The following is a 15,966-nucleotide window of genomic DNA, read 5'->3' on the forward strand; positions in this document are numbered from 1 at the left end:
AGGCGCAATCCGTAAGCGAAGGTTATCTAAAGCAAAGAAGATGCAGTAACCAAGGCATTTACCTGCTCAGCCGAAATCATGGGTGTTGCTCCTTGGTGGGCTGCTACCAGTGAGCCAGCCGCGCAGGCGAAAGCCAAATTCTGTCCTGGTGGCTCACCAGTTAGCCAGCCTCGTAGCAGGGCCGCCAGAAAGGCGTCGCCGCTACCGATGGCATCCTGCACTTGCACCGTAATTCCGGGGCTGCGATAGTGCTGCTGACCGGTCCATAGGGTAGCTCCCTCGGCTCCTTTTGTTACACACACTGCTTGTAATTGAAAGCGGTCAGCTAGCCAGCGCAGTGCCGTTTCCTCGTCGGAACTCACCCCAAACCAACCTGTGATTTCAGCTAACTCGTGGTGATTCATTTTCACTAAGTCACTGTGTTGCAGCAGGTAAGTTATTACTTCTCGGGTGTAGTGTGGGGGGCGCATGTTCACATCGAATACCTTGAAGCGGGCATGTTCGAGTAAGCGGTAGAGCGTTTCACGCGAAGGAGAAAGGCGAGCAGCCAAACTGCCAAACACAAAAGCGTCGGCGGTTTCTACTAACTCCGCTAGCGCGGTATCGTAACGGATATAGTCCCAGGCTACAGGCTTTACTATTTGGTAGGCCACCTCTTTACTGTCACTCACGTTGGCTTTCACCACGCCTGTCAGGTGAGTTTCTGCCCATTGCACGTAGCGAGTGCACAAGCCAGTGGATTCAACAAAAGCTACTAATTCGCTGCCCAGATCATCGTGGCCTACTCGGCTAATTAATTGCGCATCCAACCCAAAGTTGTGCAGATGCACCGCCACATTAAGCGGCGCCCCACCGGGCTGCTTACCTGATGGTAGCACATCCCAGAGCATTTCTCCGAAGCAGGCAAAAGCCATAATGGTGAAACAATAAGGAGGGTGGGAAGGAAAGGCAGGAGCATAGGGGTTCCACACTTGGGAGTAGGTAACCTAGTATGCAGAGCCAAAGTGGGTTCAGCTCTGCTTATCAAGAGCAAGTATTTATCGTCAGGGGCAGTAAGAAGTACCACACCGCAACTGAGACCAACAGCACTCCTGATACAGCACACTGGAGCGCGAATGATTGGCTACCTAAGTGCTTAGTAGAGCGAGGGAATTTAGGATAACAGCAGTTGTTACACCTAGTGTGGACAGGACTGACGATATCCTAGATCAGCCTGTAACTTCAAGGTGCTAACGCAGCATGGAGGCAAACTTTTGAGGCCTGTAACATTGGATCAAAAAAGCACGTTGCGTTAAATGATGGACGGTGTTGTGGAAACGATTGCCCAAACCTCGACTTAACTATTTATACCCTCTTGCTGCTTTCTTTCAAATTCTTGCAGGATTCTTACAATTATAATCTAATAAAATAAGCCATTGATTTACAGCGCATTGAAAAGCAACAAACGTTTGCGGACGTTCGGTTGCTATCAATTATTCTACATCACTTGCAAAAATCCGTCATTGCTGGCTTGGAGTATGAAGGGCCCTGTACTCGGAAGGTGACACCTGATACTTGCTCTTAAACAGCGTAGCGAAGTAAGATGGAGATGAGAAGCCGGTTTGGTAGGCTACTTGCGCAATGGCATTGCCTTCTTGCAGCAATAGCAACCGCGCTTTCGTGAGCCGTAAACTCTGGATATAGTCGATGACACCCGTACCAAGCAAGGCTTTTACTTTCCGATAAAGCTGCATCTGCGATACTCCCAAACTTCGGGCAATGTCATCAACGCTCAACGACGAGCGGTCGAGGTTGGCTTCAATGATGGCTGTTAAGTCGGCCAAGAACTTTTGGTCCACTCGTTGAGGAGCCACAGTGGCGGTGTCTACGCTAAGCTCCCGACGGAAATGCTCGCGTTGCTGGTCTCGGTTGCGTAGGAGAGTACGTAGGCTTTCAAGCAGAAAAGCGGGGTTAAAAGGCTTGGTCAGGTAGAGGTCGGCCCCGGCTTGCACGCCGGCAAGTTGCTGCTCGGGGTGTCGCGAGCAGTGAGTAGCACCAGCGGAATATGTGAGGTGCGCCAGTCACTTTTTAGGGCGGTGGCTACTTCCAAACCACTTAACTCGGGCAGGTTTATGTCGCAGATAATCACGTCAGGAATATTTTCGCCTGCTAAGCGCAAGCCCGTAGCTCCGTCGGTGGCCGTGCATACTTGAAAGTGGGGCTGCAACTTTTGCACTAGAAAATTGCGGACCTCTTCATGGTCTTCGATGATGAGAGCAGTAGCATCAGCGCGAGAGGAAGGCGTTTGCTCGGTTGAATCACTGAACTCGTCATCGGGCAGATAGGCTAGAGGTAGAGTTGGAACTCCATTCGACTTGGCGTCGAGGAAAGCCGCTGGCTTGGCCAATGGCAGCGTGACTTCGAACGTGCTTCCATGACCAACTTGGCTTCGGAAACTAAGTTTGCCTTCGTGCAGACGGGTAAGTCCTTCGGCTAGCGCCAGCCCGAGGCCCGAGCTATTAGCTGGCGAATGGTTGCCTTGATAGAACCACTCAAGTATATGGGGTTGGTCAGCTTCGGCAATGCCTTGGCCGGTATCTTCCACGCTCACTCGTACAGTGTCGGCTGGCCCGCGCTGTATGCTTACTTTGATCTGACCACCATCGGGTGTGTACTTGAAAGCATTGGACAAGAGGTTGAAAAACACCTTGTCGAGAATATCACCGTCGAACCACAAGTTGATTACTGGTTCAGCGGGCAAAAACCGAAACGTGATGTTGCGCTTGTTTGCCGTCTTTTCGAACACGTCCATGATTTCGCGCAGAAAGCTTACCAAATTGCCTTCGGTGGCGCGTACAGCCATTTTGCCTACATCAATCTTACGGAAATCCAGAAGCTGGTTGACTAACTGTAGCAGGCGCTGCGTGTTGCGACGCATGAGTTGCAGATCGTGGCGCTGTGAGACCGTCAGTTCCGCTGGGCTGCTAAGCAGGTCTTCGAGTGGCCCTAAAATGAGGGTGAGCGGCGTGCGTAGTTCGTGGGAAAAGTTGGTAAAGAAGCGCAGCTTGGCTTCCGAGGAGCGGCGACCTTCCTCGGCTAGCTCTTCAATTTGATTTCGTTGGATGTGAATCTCGGCGTTTTGGTGCTCCAGTGTTCGGCGGATGCGACGATTAAGCCGCAACGAGCGCCACGTCATGGCTCCTAACACAACTGCCCCAATAAACTAACTAACAGTAAGTTGACTGCTGTTTTTTGGCTCGCATAACGGCGCATTTGCTCTTGCAGACGCTGTTGCTGTTGCTGAATGTCCTGCCGTTGTGCGGCTAGTTGCTCGGTTTGGTTGCGAATGGTACCTACGTTGGTTGAATCCACGACCATAGTGCCAAGCACGTTTTCCTTGGCATACGGCTCGTGGTGCAGAATGCGCAACGCAGTACGAATTGCTTCTTCGCCCCCGGTAGGATAAAGCAGCGTGGCATTCAGAGCGCCATCTTCCACTAATTGCAACCCGTTGCCGGGACCCGGCAAACCATCCACCCCGATAATGCGCACGCGCTTTTCTGCGCCAAGTTGCTGCAAAACTTGGTGCGCTGCCCGCGCCATTGGGTCGTTGTGGGCAAAGATCAAGTCAACGTCCGGGTGCGCACGTAGTAAGGTGGGTAGTTGCTTGAGTACTCGTTCGGGGCGCCAGTCACCATCGAGCTGGGCCACGCGTTGTAACTGAGGGTATTGAGTTAGCGCTTCCTGAAAGCCATTCGTGCGGTCGGTGGCCGGAGACGAACCGAGGGTGCCCAGAATCTCCAGTACTTGGCCACGTCGCTGTAGTAGCTGAGCGGCGTAATGGCCAGCAGTGCGACCAACTTCCACATTGTTGCCTCCTACGTACGCGGTATAGGAGCGAGAGGTCGTCCGCCGGTCGAGAATAACCACCGGAATTCCTTGATTATAAACCGTTTCTGTTAGCTCGGTTAAAGGCCCCGACTGATTAGGGGAAATAATCAGCAAGTCAACCCGCTGCCGAATCAATTCCTGCACCTGCTTTCGCTGCAGTTCGCTGTCGTTATGCGCGTCCAGCATCTGAAATTCTACATCCGGGTGGAAGCATAACTCCTTCCGCATGCCCGCCAGCATACCCCGTCGCCAAGCGTCATTGGTGGTGCACTGCGAGAAACCAATACGATACTTAGGCTTCTGTTCGACTGGGGCACAGCTACTTAGCTCCAGTAGGAGGAGAAGCGTTAGCCAATGCCGTGGGAATAGGAGATTCAGACAGGTGGGAGCTTGGTGAATAACACAACAGTAGGTTGGCTTGCAAACTAGCCATCAGCAAGATATGCTCGGCGTTACACAACAACATAAAGACATTTTTGTGTTGTAGTATGTTGACTTAGCCGTTCTTCCACTGATGCCTAGTTTAGCAACTAATGCTGCGAAAAGCAATGCTTTATTCGCTGACAAACAACCATCTAGGGAGTGATCTTTGCCAGTGCCTACACTCCTAATGTATTGGGTTATTTTATAATATCCGCATTGTTAGATTATAGGCGTTGCTGCGGGTCAGCCATTGGCTTGGTAAGTGTTAGTAGTATCTGACATAAATCAGCTTCTTCGAAAGGCTTGTTCACACACGCATCCATGCCGGCAGTTAAGTAGCTGATGCGGTCCGTTTCGAAGGCGTTGGCCGTCAAGGCAATTAATGGAAGATGAGCCCGTGCTGGGTCAGGGTGCTGACGCAACGCTTTGGTAACTTCAACCCCCGTTAACCCCGGCATCTTGATGTCGAGTAGTGCTGCGTCGTAGCTTTTAGTGGTGAGGGCTGTAAGGGCATCCACCCCGTTGTCTACAGTTTCGATCTGCACTCCCCAGTGCTCGAGCACGACAGTGGCAATCCACTGGTTGACAACATTGTCTTCGGCAAGCAGAACCCGCAACCCCCGCAATTCCTCGAAGCTATCCGAGGGAGAGTTATCGGTTTGATTTTCTGGTTTTGCATCCTCGGCCCGGGGCAGCACTAGGGTAAAGGAAAACGTGGTGCCCTCGTTAGGTAGACTGCACACGTGTAATGTCCCGCCCATATAACGAACCAGTTGCTCGCTGATGGACAACCCTAACCCCGTGCCCCCAAATGGATGATCAGTATCAGCTGTAGCTTGGGTGAACACCTCGAAAATACGTTCTTGCTGCGCCGGTTCGATTCCCACGCCCGTGTCCTGCACCCAGAAACGAAGGGTTACATCGGTAGGTGATTCACTTAATAGCTGCGCTCCAATCTGAATCTGTCCATGTTGGGTGAATTTGAGTGCGTTGCCCAACAGATTGAGCAGTACTTGATGTAGGCGGTAGGCGTCACCGAGCACCCGTAGCGAAGGCAATTCAACTGATTCTACCTGCAGCACAAGGTTTTTCTGGGTGGCTAAGGCTGCTACCGTTTGGGCTGCACCCTGCACTACCCCGTTTACATCGAAGGCAGCGTGGGCGAGTTGCAAGTGATGTGTGGTGATTTTGGCCAAGTCCAGCACGTCGTTGACCAAGGCCAGCAAGTGCTGGCCTGCTTGCTGCATAGTAGTTAAGTAATCCTGCTGCTGCGGCGTAAGGGTAGTTTTGGCCAGTAGCGTAGCCATACCTATTACCCCATTCAATGGCGTACGGATTTCGTGGCTCATGCGCGAGAGAAAGGCTTCTTTGGCCCGCGCATTTTCCTCAGCCTGCCGCTGAGCTTGTTTGAGGGCCGTGACATCCGTACTCACAATCAATACCTCTTTATGTCCACCCGAATGTTGCAATGGGCGCATATACACCTGCAGGTGACATGTCTCGCCGGAGTTGAGGGTCAACGGTATTTCAGTTTCCAGAGGCTGGTCGGTAGCCAGCACTTGCTGACGCCAAGCACGAATCTGCTGCAGTTGCTCTTCTACTTCCGCGCTTTTCTGCCCCGCATGAGTGTGCTGGCTTTGAGCTGCCAGAGCATCGAAAGCGGCGTTGCGAAATGTAACGACATTGTCTATATCCGCCACGTACACAACCGTCGGCAACGTATCCACAATCAAACGGATGAATTGCTGCTGCTCACGCACTAACTCCTCGCTTTGGCGCTGGTGCTCTTCGGCTTGCTTGCGCGCGGTTAGATCGATACCTGACGCAATGAGCCGCCGGATAGAGCCATCTGGTTCTACAACGGGCCGTAGCTGGAACAATATGGAAGCCATGCCTCCGCCTTTGTAAAAATTCTCTTCCCAACTCACTTCTCGTTTCTCGCGCAAGGCCTGATTGAAACACTGCCGTCGGCGCGCAATTATGGCGGAGGGACGCTCGCGGAAGGCACCTGACTCCTCGTTGGTTTTGCCTACCATCCAGGCTCGTAGGGTTGGGTCAGGCTCAAGAGCAGGGTTAACAAACATGTAGCGGAAGTCGGTGTCGATGACGGCTACGGCCATTGGCACTTGACTGAGCGTGTTTTCGTAGAAGAGGCGCTGCTCGGCCAGCTGCTGCTCTACTTGCTGGCGTGCTGTCACGTCGGTCAAGTAAAGGGTAGCGTAAGCTTCGTCGGGTACGGCTGCAGCGGTAAACAGGTAGTGCTGTCCTGCCACCGTAAGCTCCTGCTGCTGTTGCTCGCTGGTACCCAACACCCGTTGTACCAGCGTGAGCAAACGAGACCGTAACACCCCAAAACCGTCGGGTTCGTCCTTGGCCATGACTTGGAGTAAGGGACTAGCCGCAGGGTTAGCATAGATTACTTCTCCCGTAGCCGAAAGGCGAATGATAGCGTTAGGATTCTGCTCAGGAATGTAGGACAGAGCACGTAGTTGTGCTTCGCGCAAATGTCGTTCGGTTACATCCCGGTAGCAGAGCAAGCGTCCGGCCTGCCCTTGTGCTAACACCAAGTAATCAAGCTCAACTACGCGCCCATCTGCCAGCACGAATTCTTCGTTGAGCGTTGTATTGCCCGCTTCATGCAAGGCTTTGGCCCGTGCGCCGAACTTTGCTGGATCTAAAAAGGCCTCGTCAATACGAACTATATCAGAGTGGAGAGGGGGTGCTCGTTGACAACAGTGGCTCCTGAAGGCAACTTGAACAAGTTGCGGAAGTAGGAATTAATTAATTGGACTTCACCTGCCGTATTCACAAGTTGTAGACCCATTGGCAGGTTTTCGACCAGTGCTGCTAACTGCTTCTGATGACGCTCTGCGGTGGCTGATGCCTCTGCTAATTGCTGCTCTAAGTCGGCTATTCGGGCTTCAGCAGCAGCTAGGGCGCGTTCAGCTTGCTGGCCTTGTATCTGCTCGGGCGTCAAGTGGGTTGGCCCTTTTTTATAAGGAAAAAATGGATCGGCAGACATAACTAGTGAACGTGTTTAGCATGCAACAAAGCATGCAGTTAAGCTCGACAGCTTGTTGTTCACTATGTTGGAATCTAGAACAAGCTGACGGGTAGGTATACTATAGGTATACTAATTAAAGCACTTTGCGCTTACATTATCGACTATTCTCATTCCTTAAGTTACGCTAGTTAAAGTAGCCAAGTCAAAATTCTGTATTCTCCAGCCTATGGAAAGATGAATTGCCTACCGCATGAGCGACGCTCGTTGTTTATATATCACGCTGACTTTAACAGCAGTTGTACTACTGGTTTACTGGGCCAACTAATATGCCAGGCTTCACCTTATGTAATGCATATTACCCTTGCTCTAGCCACTATGAACCGAAAGAAATTTCTGCGCCTAAGTGGTGCATCAACACTCAGTATAATGGCGACCTCACTCTTTGCCGACAGTGCCGTGCCAGTTCCCGAGACTTACATTTTCCAGGACGATGGGCGCATTCCCAACAGTCGCTATCCGCTCTTGGTATACCGGAAAGCACTTAAGACGGGTCCAGCCGGAGCAAGTTGGTTGGAACAGCATTTTGCTGCCAACAATTGGACAAACTCCTGGCGTAATGGTGTCTTCCCATATCACCATTATCATAGCACTTCTCATGAAGTATTAGGAGTGTACAGTGGTACGGCTCTGCTGCATTTGGGCGGTGAGAAGGGCAAACAGCTACAGGTAGCAGCAGGCGATATTCTGGTAATTCCAGCTGGCGTTGGCCATAAAAAGATCGAAGCTTCTGAAGATTTTGGCGTAGTAGGTGCTTATCCCGACGGACGATCTTACGATGTGCTGCGGGGAGAACCTGGCGAAAGGCCCCATGCCGACCAGCGCATTGCCGCCTTACCTCTGCCTACCCGAGACCCGTTAACCGGCCTCCAAGGTGGAGTTCAACAGCATTGGCATGCGTAAACCACTAAGCACTAGCAGTCCGGGATAAAGCCGCAAGTGCCACAGCAGCTTTAGCGTACTTACATGATGACCGCTCGTGTAGTTTGCGTTTGATTGTTGGCTTGCAATTGCACAAAGTATAAGCCTGCTGGCAAAGCGTTGCGCTGCCAAGTAAGTTGATGATGCCCTGCCTGCAATGTGCCTTGGTACAGGCTAATTACTTCTTTGCCGAGAGTATTATATACTCGGATATCCACTGTCATCAGGCTAGGAAGGGAAAATGTAACTCTTGTAGCGTCTTCAAACGGATTAGGAGTAACCGGATGGAGTTTAGGCTCCGGGCTCAATGGCTGATGAAGTACATACGTGTCTCGTAGCACCCCACGCCGGGTGTAGAATTGCAGTGTCAAGCTGTCAACGTTTGCTTGGAGTAGCATAGCCCCATAATCTGCATTGAAGATGGCTTGGCTTTCTGGCAGACGTGTCGGATTGACGCGATAGAGGCTACGGCCGCCTAAACCATTCACTATGTAAGGCAGTTCATCAACCATGAGCCGCTCGTAATGGTGGTCGTGGCCGGCTAATATCAATGAAGCACCCCACTCCCGAAACGGCCACTGTAAATTGCGCGTGCTACCGTGCGCACCCGAAGAATAAGGAGCATGGTGAAAGTATACAACCTTCCACCGCGCTTTGGAAGCAGCCAACCTTTCTTGTAGCCACTGAGCTTGAATTGAGTTTATCTTGATTCCGTCTGGCTCGGCTGGATCACTATTGACTGCAAACAGGTGCACATCGCCACGTACGAATTCGTAGTAGCGGCCATTACCTGGCAGAGTAAAATAGTCTCGGTATGCTTCTCCGTTACGGGTATAATAGTCGTGGTTGCCGAGTGAGGGAAAAAAGCGGTTTGTAGAAGCGCTTGGGCCATAGCGGCCTCTATACTTATAAATATAGGAGTGGTAGTACTGCCCAATATTTTGGTCGATGGTAGTAGAGTCACCCAGATCGTAGTTGTTGTCGCCTAGGGTAATAATAAATTCCGGATCCCAACTTTTTACTAAATCTGCTACATCTCGTTCAGCAGGTCCAGCAAAGCCATAATCTCCAATAGCAGCAAAGCGCTGACTATAACAAATGCCTGCCGCAATCCATAAATGGAGGAATAAGGCAAAGCGAAACAAACCTCGGTAAGAAAGAGGATGCATTGGACTGGATCTACTATAAACAGTATTGATTAAAGAATATTTCCTAAATATAACGAAAATTAACTTTTTGGCTCTTAATTCGCATCGTCTTATATAATATATCCTATAGTGCCCTGGCTTTATAGCATAAGCCTATAATCCTAAATAAGGTTTTATCGCTTACCAGCGAGTCCCAATTGTAACTAAATCAGGGATATTTTAGTGTAAACAGAATGCAACCATTTTTAAGGCAGCGGGCTCTTCTTGTTATACAAATTTTCTAATTATATATAATATACATTTTAGCCGTCGGAGAGCTAATTCTGCATAATGAAGAGTCTACCACTTTAATATTCAATTTCATTGCTATGTAACGACCTGAAATACGAGGTTCGTTAGTAAAATAACTGTAAAGAGTAGCATTCACACTAGCACCTTACACCCTAGGCTATAGCGCCTTCTACCTTCGTAACCAATTGACAGTTTCTTTTCAGAAGAAACATAAGATAAGATACTAGGGTTAGAGATTGAAAATTTCATTTAACAAAATGAGTAAGATTTAATCTTATTTAATTTGTATTTAAAAAAATATAAACATCAGAAGAAATATATGCGGAGAAAATTAATTTGCAAAATAATAAGCTCAATAATCTTGTTGTTGCTATTCGAAATGCAAATAGCAATAGGAGATACATTGAGTATATCTCCAAATTTTTATCACATAGATCGTGAAAAAAGTATTATTGTTGTCAATCAATCTGCTAACTCTCTTAGTGTTAGAAACACAAATCCTAAAAGTCATATTTCTTTAGATCGTACGTACGAGTTTGATCAGTCAATTCGTGAAATATCTACTGATTCTTCCTATAAAGTTTCATTGGCAGGCTCAGTGTATACTCTATATTTTACACAGCTTCCAATTATACATATTAATACCAGTAGAGCGATAGAAGATACACCAAATGTGTATGCGCGTTTCACAATGGTGGAAGATACTGGGTTAATAACGCAATCTAATTTAGGAATTCAAACTAGGGGCGCCTATTCACAAACCTTTCCAAAAAAATCTTATGAATTGAGCTTCTGGAATGACACAGTAGGCACCATTGATCGGGATATAAGGCTGTTGGGTATGCGGGAGGATAATAAGTGGAATCTACAAGCCATGTACAACGAACCTTTACGCATGAACAGTAAGGTAGCCAACGAGTTGTGGCAGGATATTCATGAAATTTATTATAAGGCATTAGAGCCAACCGCTAAGAATGGTATAGATATGGCCTATGTGGAGCTCTTTGTTAACGACGAGTATAAGGGGCTTTATGCACTTGGCGAACGAGTAGATCGCAAGCAGCTAAAACTCAAGAAATACAACAACGGCATTAAAGGGGAATTATATAAAGGGTATGATTGGGGCGGTGCTTCTACCTTTACTAGCTTGCCTCCTTTTTCTAATGCTAGTTCAACTTGGGGAGGATTTGAATATAAGCATCCTGAGGAAGAGGTGAATTGGTCTAATTTATACAACTTCGTTGGCTTTGTAGAAAATAGTAGTAACAAAGATTTTTATGATAATTATAAACAAAAATTTGATATTGATAATGCGGTTGATTATTACATATTTTTAAATTTTACACGTGCGTTAGATAATATGGGTAAAAATATTTACATAGCTAAATATAAAACTGGAGATCCATATTTCTATGTGCCTTGGGACTTAGACAGTGTATTTGGTAATAATTGGGAAGGAAATATTGTAAATATTACTGATGATATTCTTTCCAACGGCTTCTATGATCGTTTAATTAACGACTGTTCCCCTGGTGGCTTCCGCGCAAAACTTGTTCAACGTTGGGCTGAGCTAAGATCAAGTGTTATTACTGAAGATAATATTCTAGCTAAATTTGAGGTGAACCATGAATATCTTACCCATAATAATGTTTATAAACGAGAGCACACTGCTTGGAGTAGTTATACCGCTAATGCAAGTTACTTATCTTACGTAAGGGGCTGGGTTAGAAACAGAATAGGGTATCTAGATGTAGCATTCAATCAGCAATGCACTCCGCTTAATGCCCGATTGGCCAGGCAGGAAGTTGGGCTTAAGCTGTATCCAAATCCAACAAGTGATTTTCTAACCATTGAGTCGGACCCATTGCCGTTTGAGTTCAGTATCCAGGATATGCGAGGAAAAACGGTCCTTAAAACTAGTCTGAAGGGCAGCACCAATAAAGTTGATCTTAGCCTCATAGCTAAAGGTATTTACATAGTGACCGTGAAAAGCAGCAAAGCAATTCAAACCCAAAAGTTGATAGTTAACTAGCTGAATAAGCGCTTGTTGGAATTAGCATTGAATGTTTGTTGCTTAATTTTAATCGCGTAACCTAAGCCCATAACTGTAGATATCAGCTAAACAGTAAATCAGGGTAACAAGGAGTGACACCTACTCCTTGTTACCCTGATTTACTGTTTAGCTGATATCTGGTTAAGTATGATAAATTTTAGTGCCTTTTGAATGTGGTCTAATCATGCACAAGGTCAGTTATATATTGCCAGCGTATTCTCTACTTTAATTGCATTACAGTTCTGTGCTTGCCTTTGCTTCATTGGTAAGATATTAGGCGTTGTGTAAGCCGCCGCCGCTGGTTGAGCGGATGATATTACCTCAAGTTCTGTATTTAACTAGGCTTTTCAGCACTACGTCTCGTGCTGCTTTCTTAACTTCTGCTACTAGTAGCTGGTATTTCATGAGGGTGAGTGGCTGCTCTATGTCTGTAGCGAGTATCATAGGAAATACCGCCAAATAGATAAAGCATAATGGCACGGGAGTAACGCAAGGTGGCTGGAGCTGTGACTAACACTAAACTGGTAACTAGCAGCACATACACCCAAACGGCAGGATCATTAAGTAAGTAATAGGCTAGTACACCTCCTACTGCAAAGCAGCCGATGGAGAAGGCATAGCTCACGAACATAGCGCCCCAGTAAAATCCGGGCTCCGGCTCGTATGCTACTTGGCAAACAGGACACCTTTCCGGCATTATAGCATATTTAGTTAAGGCATAAGCAGGGTGAGAAAACAAATGGCCTTGGTGGCAACGGGGACACCGTAAACCCAAAAGTGCAAGGGCTGAAGAATCAATAGGTTGCATAAGTGGAGTGCAGTAAGTACCTGACAAAGGTAGATTATGCTAGAAGGCTAAGTCAGACATAAAACCGGGCATACACGGTACAAATCAACGATTTCAGTTAGCGTCGATTGATCACAAAGCTTTTCCTAATTCTGCGATGCAGATGCAATGGTACATGTCTCGGCATTTTGGACGCTCTATTTTTTGTACGTTGCTACCCGCCGTTTGGCTTATCTGTGGCAAACCTGATCATGAGAAATAAGTCGCTACCAGTTCTGGCCCTCAACCAATTTTCCGATGACCGCCGTCCGGATCATCACTTTTATATTGAACGACTGGAAGAGCACTTAACTCGTTTCCCGATGGTGAGCTTGCCCCATGCGCATAGCTTCTACCTACTGCTGTATGTCACGCAGGGTCGGGGTACGCACACTATCGATCTGGTTACATACGATCTGCGTGCGGGTGGACTTTACTTTTTAGTACCTGGACAGGCACATAGTTGGACTCTCTCAACCGATGCGCAAGGGTATATCGTCTTTTTTAGCGCGACTTTCTACCTGCGCCAATACCCTGCTGACCGCCTGAACTCTTACCCTTTTTTCAATCTTGCACACTCGCCTGTACTATACCTGCCGGCTACAGAAACAAGCTTGCGAGAGCTGTTAGCGCGTATGCTCGAGGAGAAAACAATGGCCGCTACCAATCACGACGAGGTGGTGGGCGCTTATCTGTATTTGCTGCTTGAGCTAGCAGCACGCGCATACTCACTGGAACAAGCACCCCCCGTGCCCTCGCATGGTCTCCAACAGGTGCGAGCCTTCAGCCGGTTGCTAGACGCCCATTTTCGCAGTGAGAAAAGTGTACGCTACTACGCTGACCGTCTAGCGCTGACAGCGAATCACCTCAATGCGCTCTGTCGACGCATAGTCAACCAAACAGCTAGCGACCTGATTCATGAACGATTGATAACTGAGGCCCAACGATTGTTGGCCCATTCCTCCCAATCGGTGAGCCAGATTGCCGACCAACTCGGTTTCGAGGATGCTTCTTACTTCACGCGCTACTTCAAGAAGTATGTAGGACAAACTCCTGAACCATTCCGCCAGCAGCAGCAAGCGCCGGGTTGAGGTAGGACGGATAGGCTTATCAGGCCAACCAAGTATTGGGATACAAAGCTGTAATTAAACAACTGCTCTACTTGCTTATAAAGACTCCCCTAAACACAAGAGCCACGACATCTTACTGTCGCGGCTCGTGTGTTTAGGGGAGTTTCAGCTTAACGCTTTCTTGTAGCGCTTGGCTGAGTGCGGCGTAGGGTTTTAGAACCTTTCCTCGCTCGAGTAGAGGTTACCTTCTTTCGGAGAGAAGCTTTCGACTTCACCTTCTTTTTAACGACTTTCTTCTTTGTTGGTGCAGAAGTCTTGGGAACAGTTGGTTCGGGGCCATATTTCACTTGAGCGGCATTAGGGTCGCCAGTTAAGAACATGTCGAATTCCACGCGGCGGTTCTGAGCGCGGCCTTCCTCGGTTGCATTAGTCGCTAGCGGATGGCTGATGCCATACCCCAGCCACTCAACACGGGATTCGGGCAAGCCACGGTCGAGCAGGTACCGACGAGCAGCAGCAGCCCGTTCGCGGGATAGGCGCAAGTTGAAAGCCGCTGGCCCCTGACTATCGGTGTGGCCGGCAATGCTCAGCGAGTAGTCGGGATATTCTTTTAATAGTTCGGCAAGCGCATCCAAAGTAGGATAAGAAGAAGGCAGCAACGTGGCTTGATTGCGCTCGAAGCCAATTGATCGAGTTGCTTCAACTAGTCGCTGACGGCTCTCGGCTTTGATTTCTGGGCAGCCGCGGTTGGCGGCTGGTCCAGCGCGGTCGGGGCAACGGTCATCGGCGTTTAGCACTCCATCACCATCGGTATCGGTGGGGCTAGTGGCAGCGGGCGCGGGGGGTGGCGGAGCCAATGGACAGCCACTGGCATTAACGGTTGAGCCTTCAGGCGTATCAGGGCAAGTGTCGTCCTGATCGGCAATGCCGTCGTTGTCGGTATCGGGGCAGCCATGCAACTCCGGCTTACCTGCTTTGTCGGGGCAGGCGTCGTCGCTGTTATCGACACCATCATTATCGGTGTCGGGGCAACCGTGCAACTCGGCCGTGCCAGTTTGTCCTGGGCACTGATCCATATAATTCGGAACGCCGTCCTGGTCATCGTCGAATGCACAGCCGTGTTCATCGACATCTATGTTGCTGGCGGTAGATGGGCAATGATCTAGCCGATCGGGCACGCCGTCTTCATCGGTGTCTGGGCCCTGGCCTAAGTTGATTGTTATTCCTACCGTGTGCTGAAGAAAGCGGTCGGACCAGCGCGGGGTGTTTGTTTCAGTGGAGCCGTCTAAATTCGCTTGCAAAGGCAAATGCTGACTGCTTTGCACGAAAAAACCAACGCTTCTTCCTAAGCGCAAATTAATGCCAGCACCCGCCTGCAGGTCGAAGTAGCTTTTGTCTTCATCGATGCGGGTACCATCGGTCTGGCCGGTTCGGCTGGCGTACGTCCAGCCAGGAGCAGCTAGCAAGTAAGGCTGAATCAGCGCTTCTTCTTTCAATGCCCAACCGTTATTGAGCTTGAATTTGAAACCCACATTCACGTTGACTACGGTTGTATTGAAGAACGTGGTAGCGTTTTGGCGACCCTTTAGCTGACCGTAAATAGCTTGCGTATGCAGATCCAAGCCGCGGGTCAGATACTGGTTGATTGCCAGACCGGGCGCGTATTCGTTGGCATCGAACTTCCAATAGTTGGAGCCAAAGTCACCTTCATATTGCAAGGCGCTAAAAGTCAGTCCTAGGCCGGTGCGACGCTCGGCTGTCTGAGCCTGAACAGCGGATTGGCTAGCAAATAAAGCTAGGGGCAAAAGCAGCTGACGGAACGTAAGTAAAAAGTATCTCATTGAAAGTGAACAACGTACGACCAGTTCGCGGGCAAATGCCAAGCACCCTGTATTGCAATAACTAGATAAATAAAAGGAAATAGACTTATTTCCACTAACTCCCTGGTTCAACTAAGTCGAGTAGCACTCACTTAAACCCTCCTCAATTTAGAAACCAAAATAAGTCAAGTAGCTGTGCTTATTTTATAATTATTCAGAGCTAGAAAATAAAGGTCAGGTTAAAGTTGTATCTGAAATCAAGTAGTTGAAAGCCATTTTATAGCGCCTTTGCTTCAACTCTTAAGGGAATCAGATGGTAATACTACAAAGATACTATTCGGTTTAAGCTATTCATACTGAATTGATAATAGTAACCTTCGAAGGCAAGGCATTGCTGTCGGGCATAGGTAAGTTGAAGTACATAAGAACATTGCTGTGAAGTATAAAACTGAATTGTATCTAACCTGTATTCAACTACGTAAG

12 protein-coding genes are annotated in these 15,966 nt (G+C 48.5%); 3 read left to right on the top strand and 9 right to left on the bottom strand.

The annotated features are described in order from the left end of the window. Positions 1-26: 26 nt before the first annotated feature. The 6 genes from MUN86_RS23425 to MUN86_RS23450 all read right to left on the bottom strand — a co-directional run bounded on the left by MUN86_RS23425 (position 27) and on the right by MUN86_RS23450 (position 7,315). Positions 27-914 carry a carbohydrate kinase family protein gene (locus MUN86_RS23425; protein ID WP_245126103.1) on the bottom strand — a complete coding sequence of 296 codons (888 nt, stop codon included), beginning with the start codon at positions 912-914 and terminating at the stop codon, positions 27-29. Between the two features lie 585 nt (positions 915-1,499). After that, positions 1,500-1,991: a helix-turn-helix transcriptional regulator gene (locus tag MUN86_RS23430; protein ID WP_245126105.1), complete on the bottom strand. Its 492-nt coding sequence runs from the start codon at positions 1,989-1,991 to the stop codon at positions 1,500-1,502. Further along, positions 1,964-3,175, bottom strand: a complete 1,212-nt coding sequence (locus MUN86_RS23435) for an ATP-binding response regulator (RefSeq protein WP_245126107.1) — start codon at positions 3,173-3,175, stop codon at positions 1,964-1,966. Before MUN86_RS23435 ends, MUN86_RS23430 begins: the two co-directional genes overlap by 28 nt. 5 nt (positions 3,176-3,180) lie before the next feature. Beyond that, positions 3,181-4,098 (bottom strand): substrate-binding domain-containing protein, encoded by a 918-nt coding sequence (locus tag MUN86_RS23440; protein WP_245126109.1) that lies wholly within the window; start codon positions 4,096-4,098, stop codon positions 3,181-3,183. Between the two features lie 419 nt (positions 4,099-4,517). After that, a complete protein-coding gene (locus MUN86_RS23445; RefSeq protein WP_245126111.1) occupies positions 4,518-6,935 on the bottom strand; it encodes a PAS domain-containing hybrid sensor histidine kinase/response regulator in 2,418 nt (805 codons plus the stop codon). 56 nt (positions 6,936-6,991) lie between these two features. Next, positions 6,992-7,315, bottom strand: coding sequence for a hypothetical protein (locus MUN86_RS23450; RefSeq protein WP_245126113.1), 324 nt, complete (start codon positions 7,313-7,315; stop codon positions 6,992-6,994). A gap of 408 nt (positions 7,316-7,723) precedes the next feature. Between MUN86_RS23450 and MUN86_RS23455 the strand changes: the two genes are divergently transcribed. After that, complete coding sequence (locus MUN86_RS23455) at positions 7,724-8,257, top strand: cupin domain-containing protein (protein ID WP_245126115.1); 534 nt, start codon at positions 7,724-7,726, stop codon at positions 8,255-8,257. A 59-nt stretch (positions 8,258-8,316) separates the two neighbouring features. Here the strand turns inward: MUN86_RS23455 and MUN86_RS23460 are convergent, their stop codons facing one another. Next, the gene (locus MUN86_RS23460; RefSeq protein WP_245126117.1) at positions 8,317-9,420 is read right to left on the bottom strand and encodes a T9SS type A sorting domain-containing protein; all 1,104 of its coding nucleotides are present in this window, start codon (positions 9,418-9,420) and stop codon (positions 8,317-8,319) included. Positions 9,421-10,093: 673 nt separating this feature from the next. On the opposite strand from MUN86_RS23460, the gene MUN86_RS23465 reads away from it, so the two are divergent. Beyond that, on the top strand, positions 10,094-11,746 hold the full coding sequence (locus MUN86_RS23465; protein ID WP_245126120.1) for a CotH family protein: 1,653 nt from the start codon (positions 10,094-10,096) through the stop codon (positions 11,744-11,746). A 394-nt stretch (positions 11,747-12,140) separates the two neighbouring features. Here MUN86_RS23465 and MUN86_RS23470 read toward each other — a convergent pair whose 3' ends face one another. Beyond that, complete coding sequence (locus tag MUN86_RS23470; protein ID WP_311182228.1) at positions 12,141-12,575, bottom strand: DUF983 domain-containing protein; 435 nt, start codon at positions 12,573-12,575, stop codon at positions 12,141-12,143. Positions 12,576-12,805: 230 nt separating this feature from the next. On the opposite strand from MUN86_RS23470, the gene MUN86_RS23475 reads away from it, so the two are divergent. Continuing rightward, a complete protein-coding gene (locus MUN86_RS23475; protein ID WP_245126122.1) occupies positions 12,806-13,684 on the top strand; it encodes a helix-turn-helix transcriptional regulator in 879 nt (292 codons plus the stop codon). A gap of 149 nt (positions 13,685-13,833) precedes the next feature. On the opposite strand, the gene MUN86_RS31365 is transcribed toward MUN86_RS23475, so the two are convergent. Then, a complete protein-coding gene (locus tag MUN86_RS31365; protein ID WP_280640658.1) occupies positions 13,834-15,504 on the bottom strand; it encodes an OmpA family protein in 1,671 nt (556 codons plus the stop codon). Positions 15,505-15,966: the final 462 nt, after the last annotated feature.

Origin of the sequence: Hymenobacter volaticus (assembly GCF_022921055.1) — a bacterium.
In the GTDB taxonomy this organism is placed as follows: domain Bacteria; phylum Bacteroidota; class Bacteroidia; order Cytophagales; family Hymenobacteraceae; genus Hymenobacter; species Hymenobacter volaticus.

What these genes read in the sequence shown, in the direction of transcription:
- MUN86_RS23470 (WP_311182228.1), bottom strand. Translation starts at nt 12,575, where the DNA reads ATGCAACCTATTGATTCTTCAGCCCTTGCACTTTTGGGTTTACGGTGT.
- MUN86_RS23465 (WP_245126120.1), top strand. Translation starts at nt 10,094, where the DNA reads ATGCAAATAGCAATAGGAGATACATTGAGTATATCTCCAAATTTTTAT.
- MUN86_RS23450 (WP_245126113.1), bottom strand. Translation starts at nt 7,315, where the DNA reads ATGTCTGCCGATCCATTTTTTCCTTATAAAAAAGGGCCAACCCACTTG.
- MUN86_RS23440 (WP_245126109.1), bottom strand. Translation starts at nt 4,098, where the DNA reads ATGCGGAAGGAGTTATGCTTCCACCCGGATGTAGAATTTCAGATGCTG.
- MUN86_RS23425 (WP_245126103.1), bottom strand. Translation starts at nt 914, where the DNA reads ATGGCTTTTGCCTGCTTCGGAGAAATGCTCTGGGATGTGCTACCATCA.
- MUN86_RS23435 (WP_245126107.1), bottom strand. Translation starts at nt 3,175, where the DNA reads ATGACGTGGCGCTCGTTGCGGCTTAATCGTCGCATCCGCCGAACACTG.
- MUN86_RS23455 (WP_245126115.1), top strand. Translation starts at nt 7,724, where the DNA reads ATGGCGACCTCACTCTTTGCCGACAGTGCCGTGCCAGTTCCCGAGACT.
- MUN86_RS31365 (WP_280640658.1), bottom strand. Translation starts at nt 15,504, where the DNA reads ATGAGATACTTTTTACTTACGTTCCGTCAGCTGCTTTTGCCCCTAGCT.
- MUN86_RS23475 (WP_245126122.1), top strand. Translation starts at nt 12,806, where the DNA reads ATGAGAAATAAGTCGCTACCAGTTCTGGCCCTCAACCAATTTTCCGAT.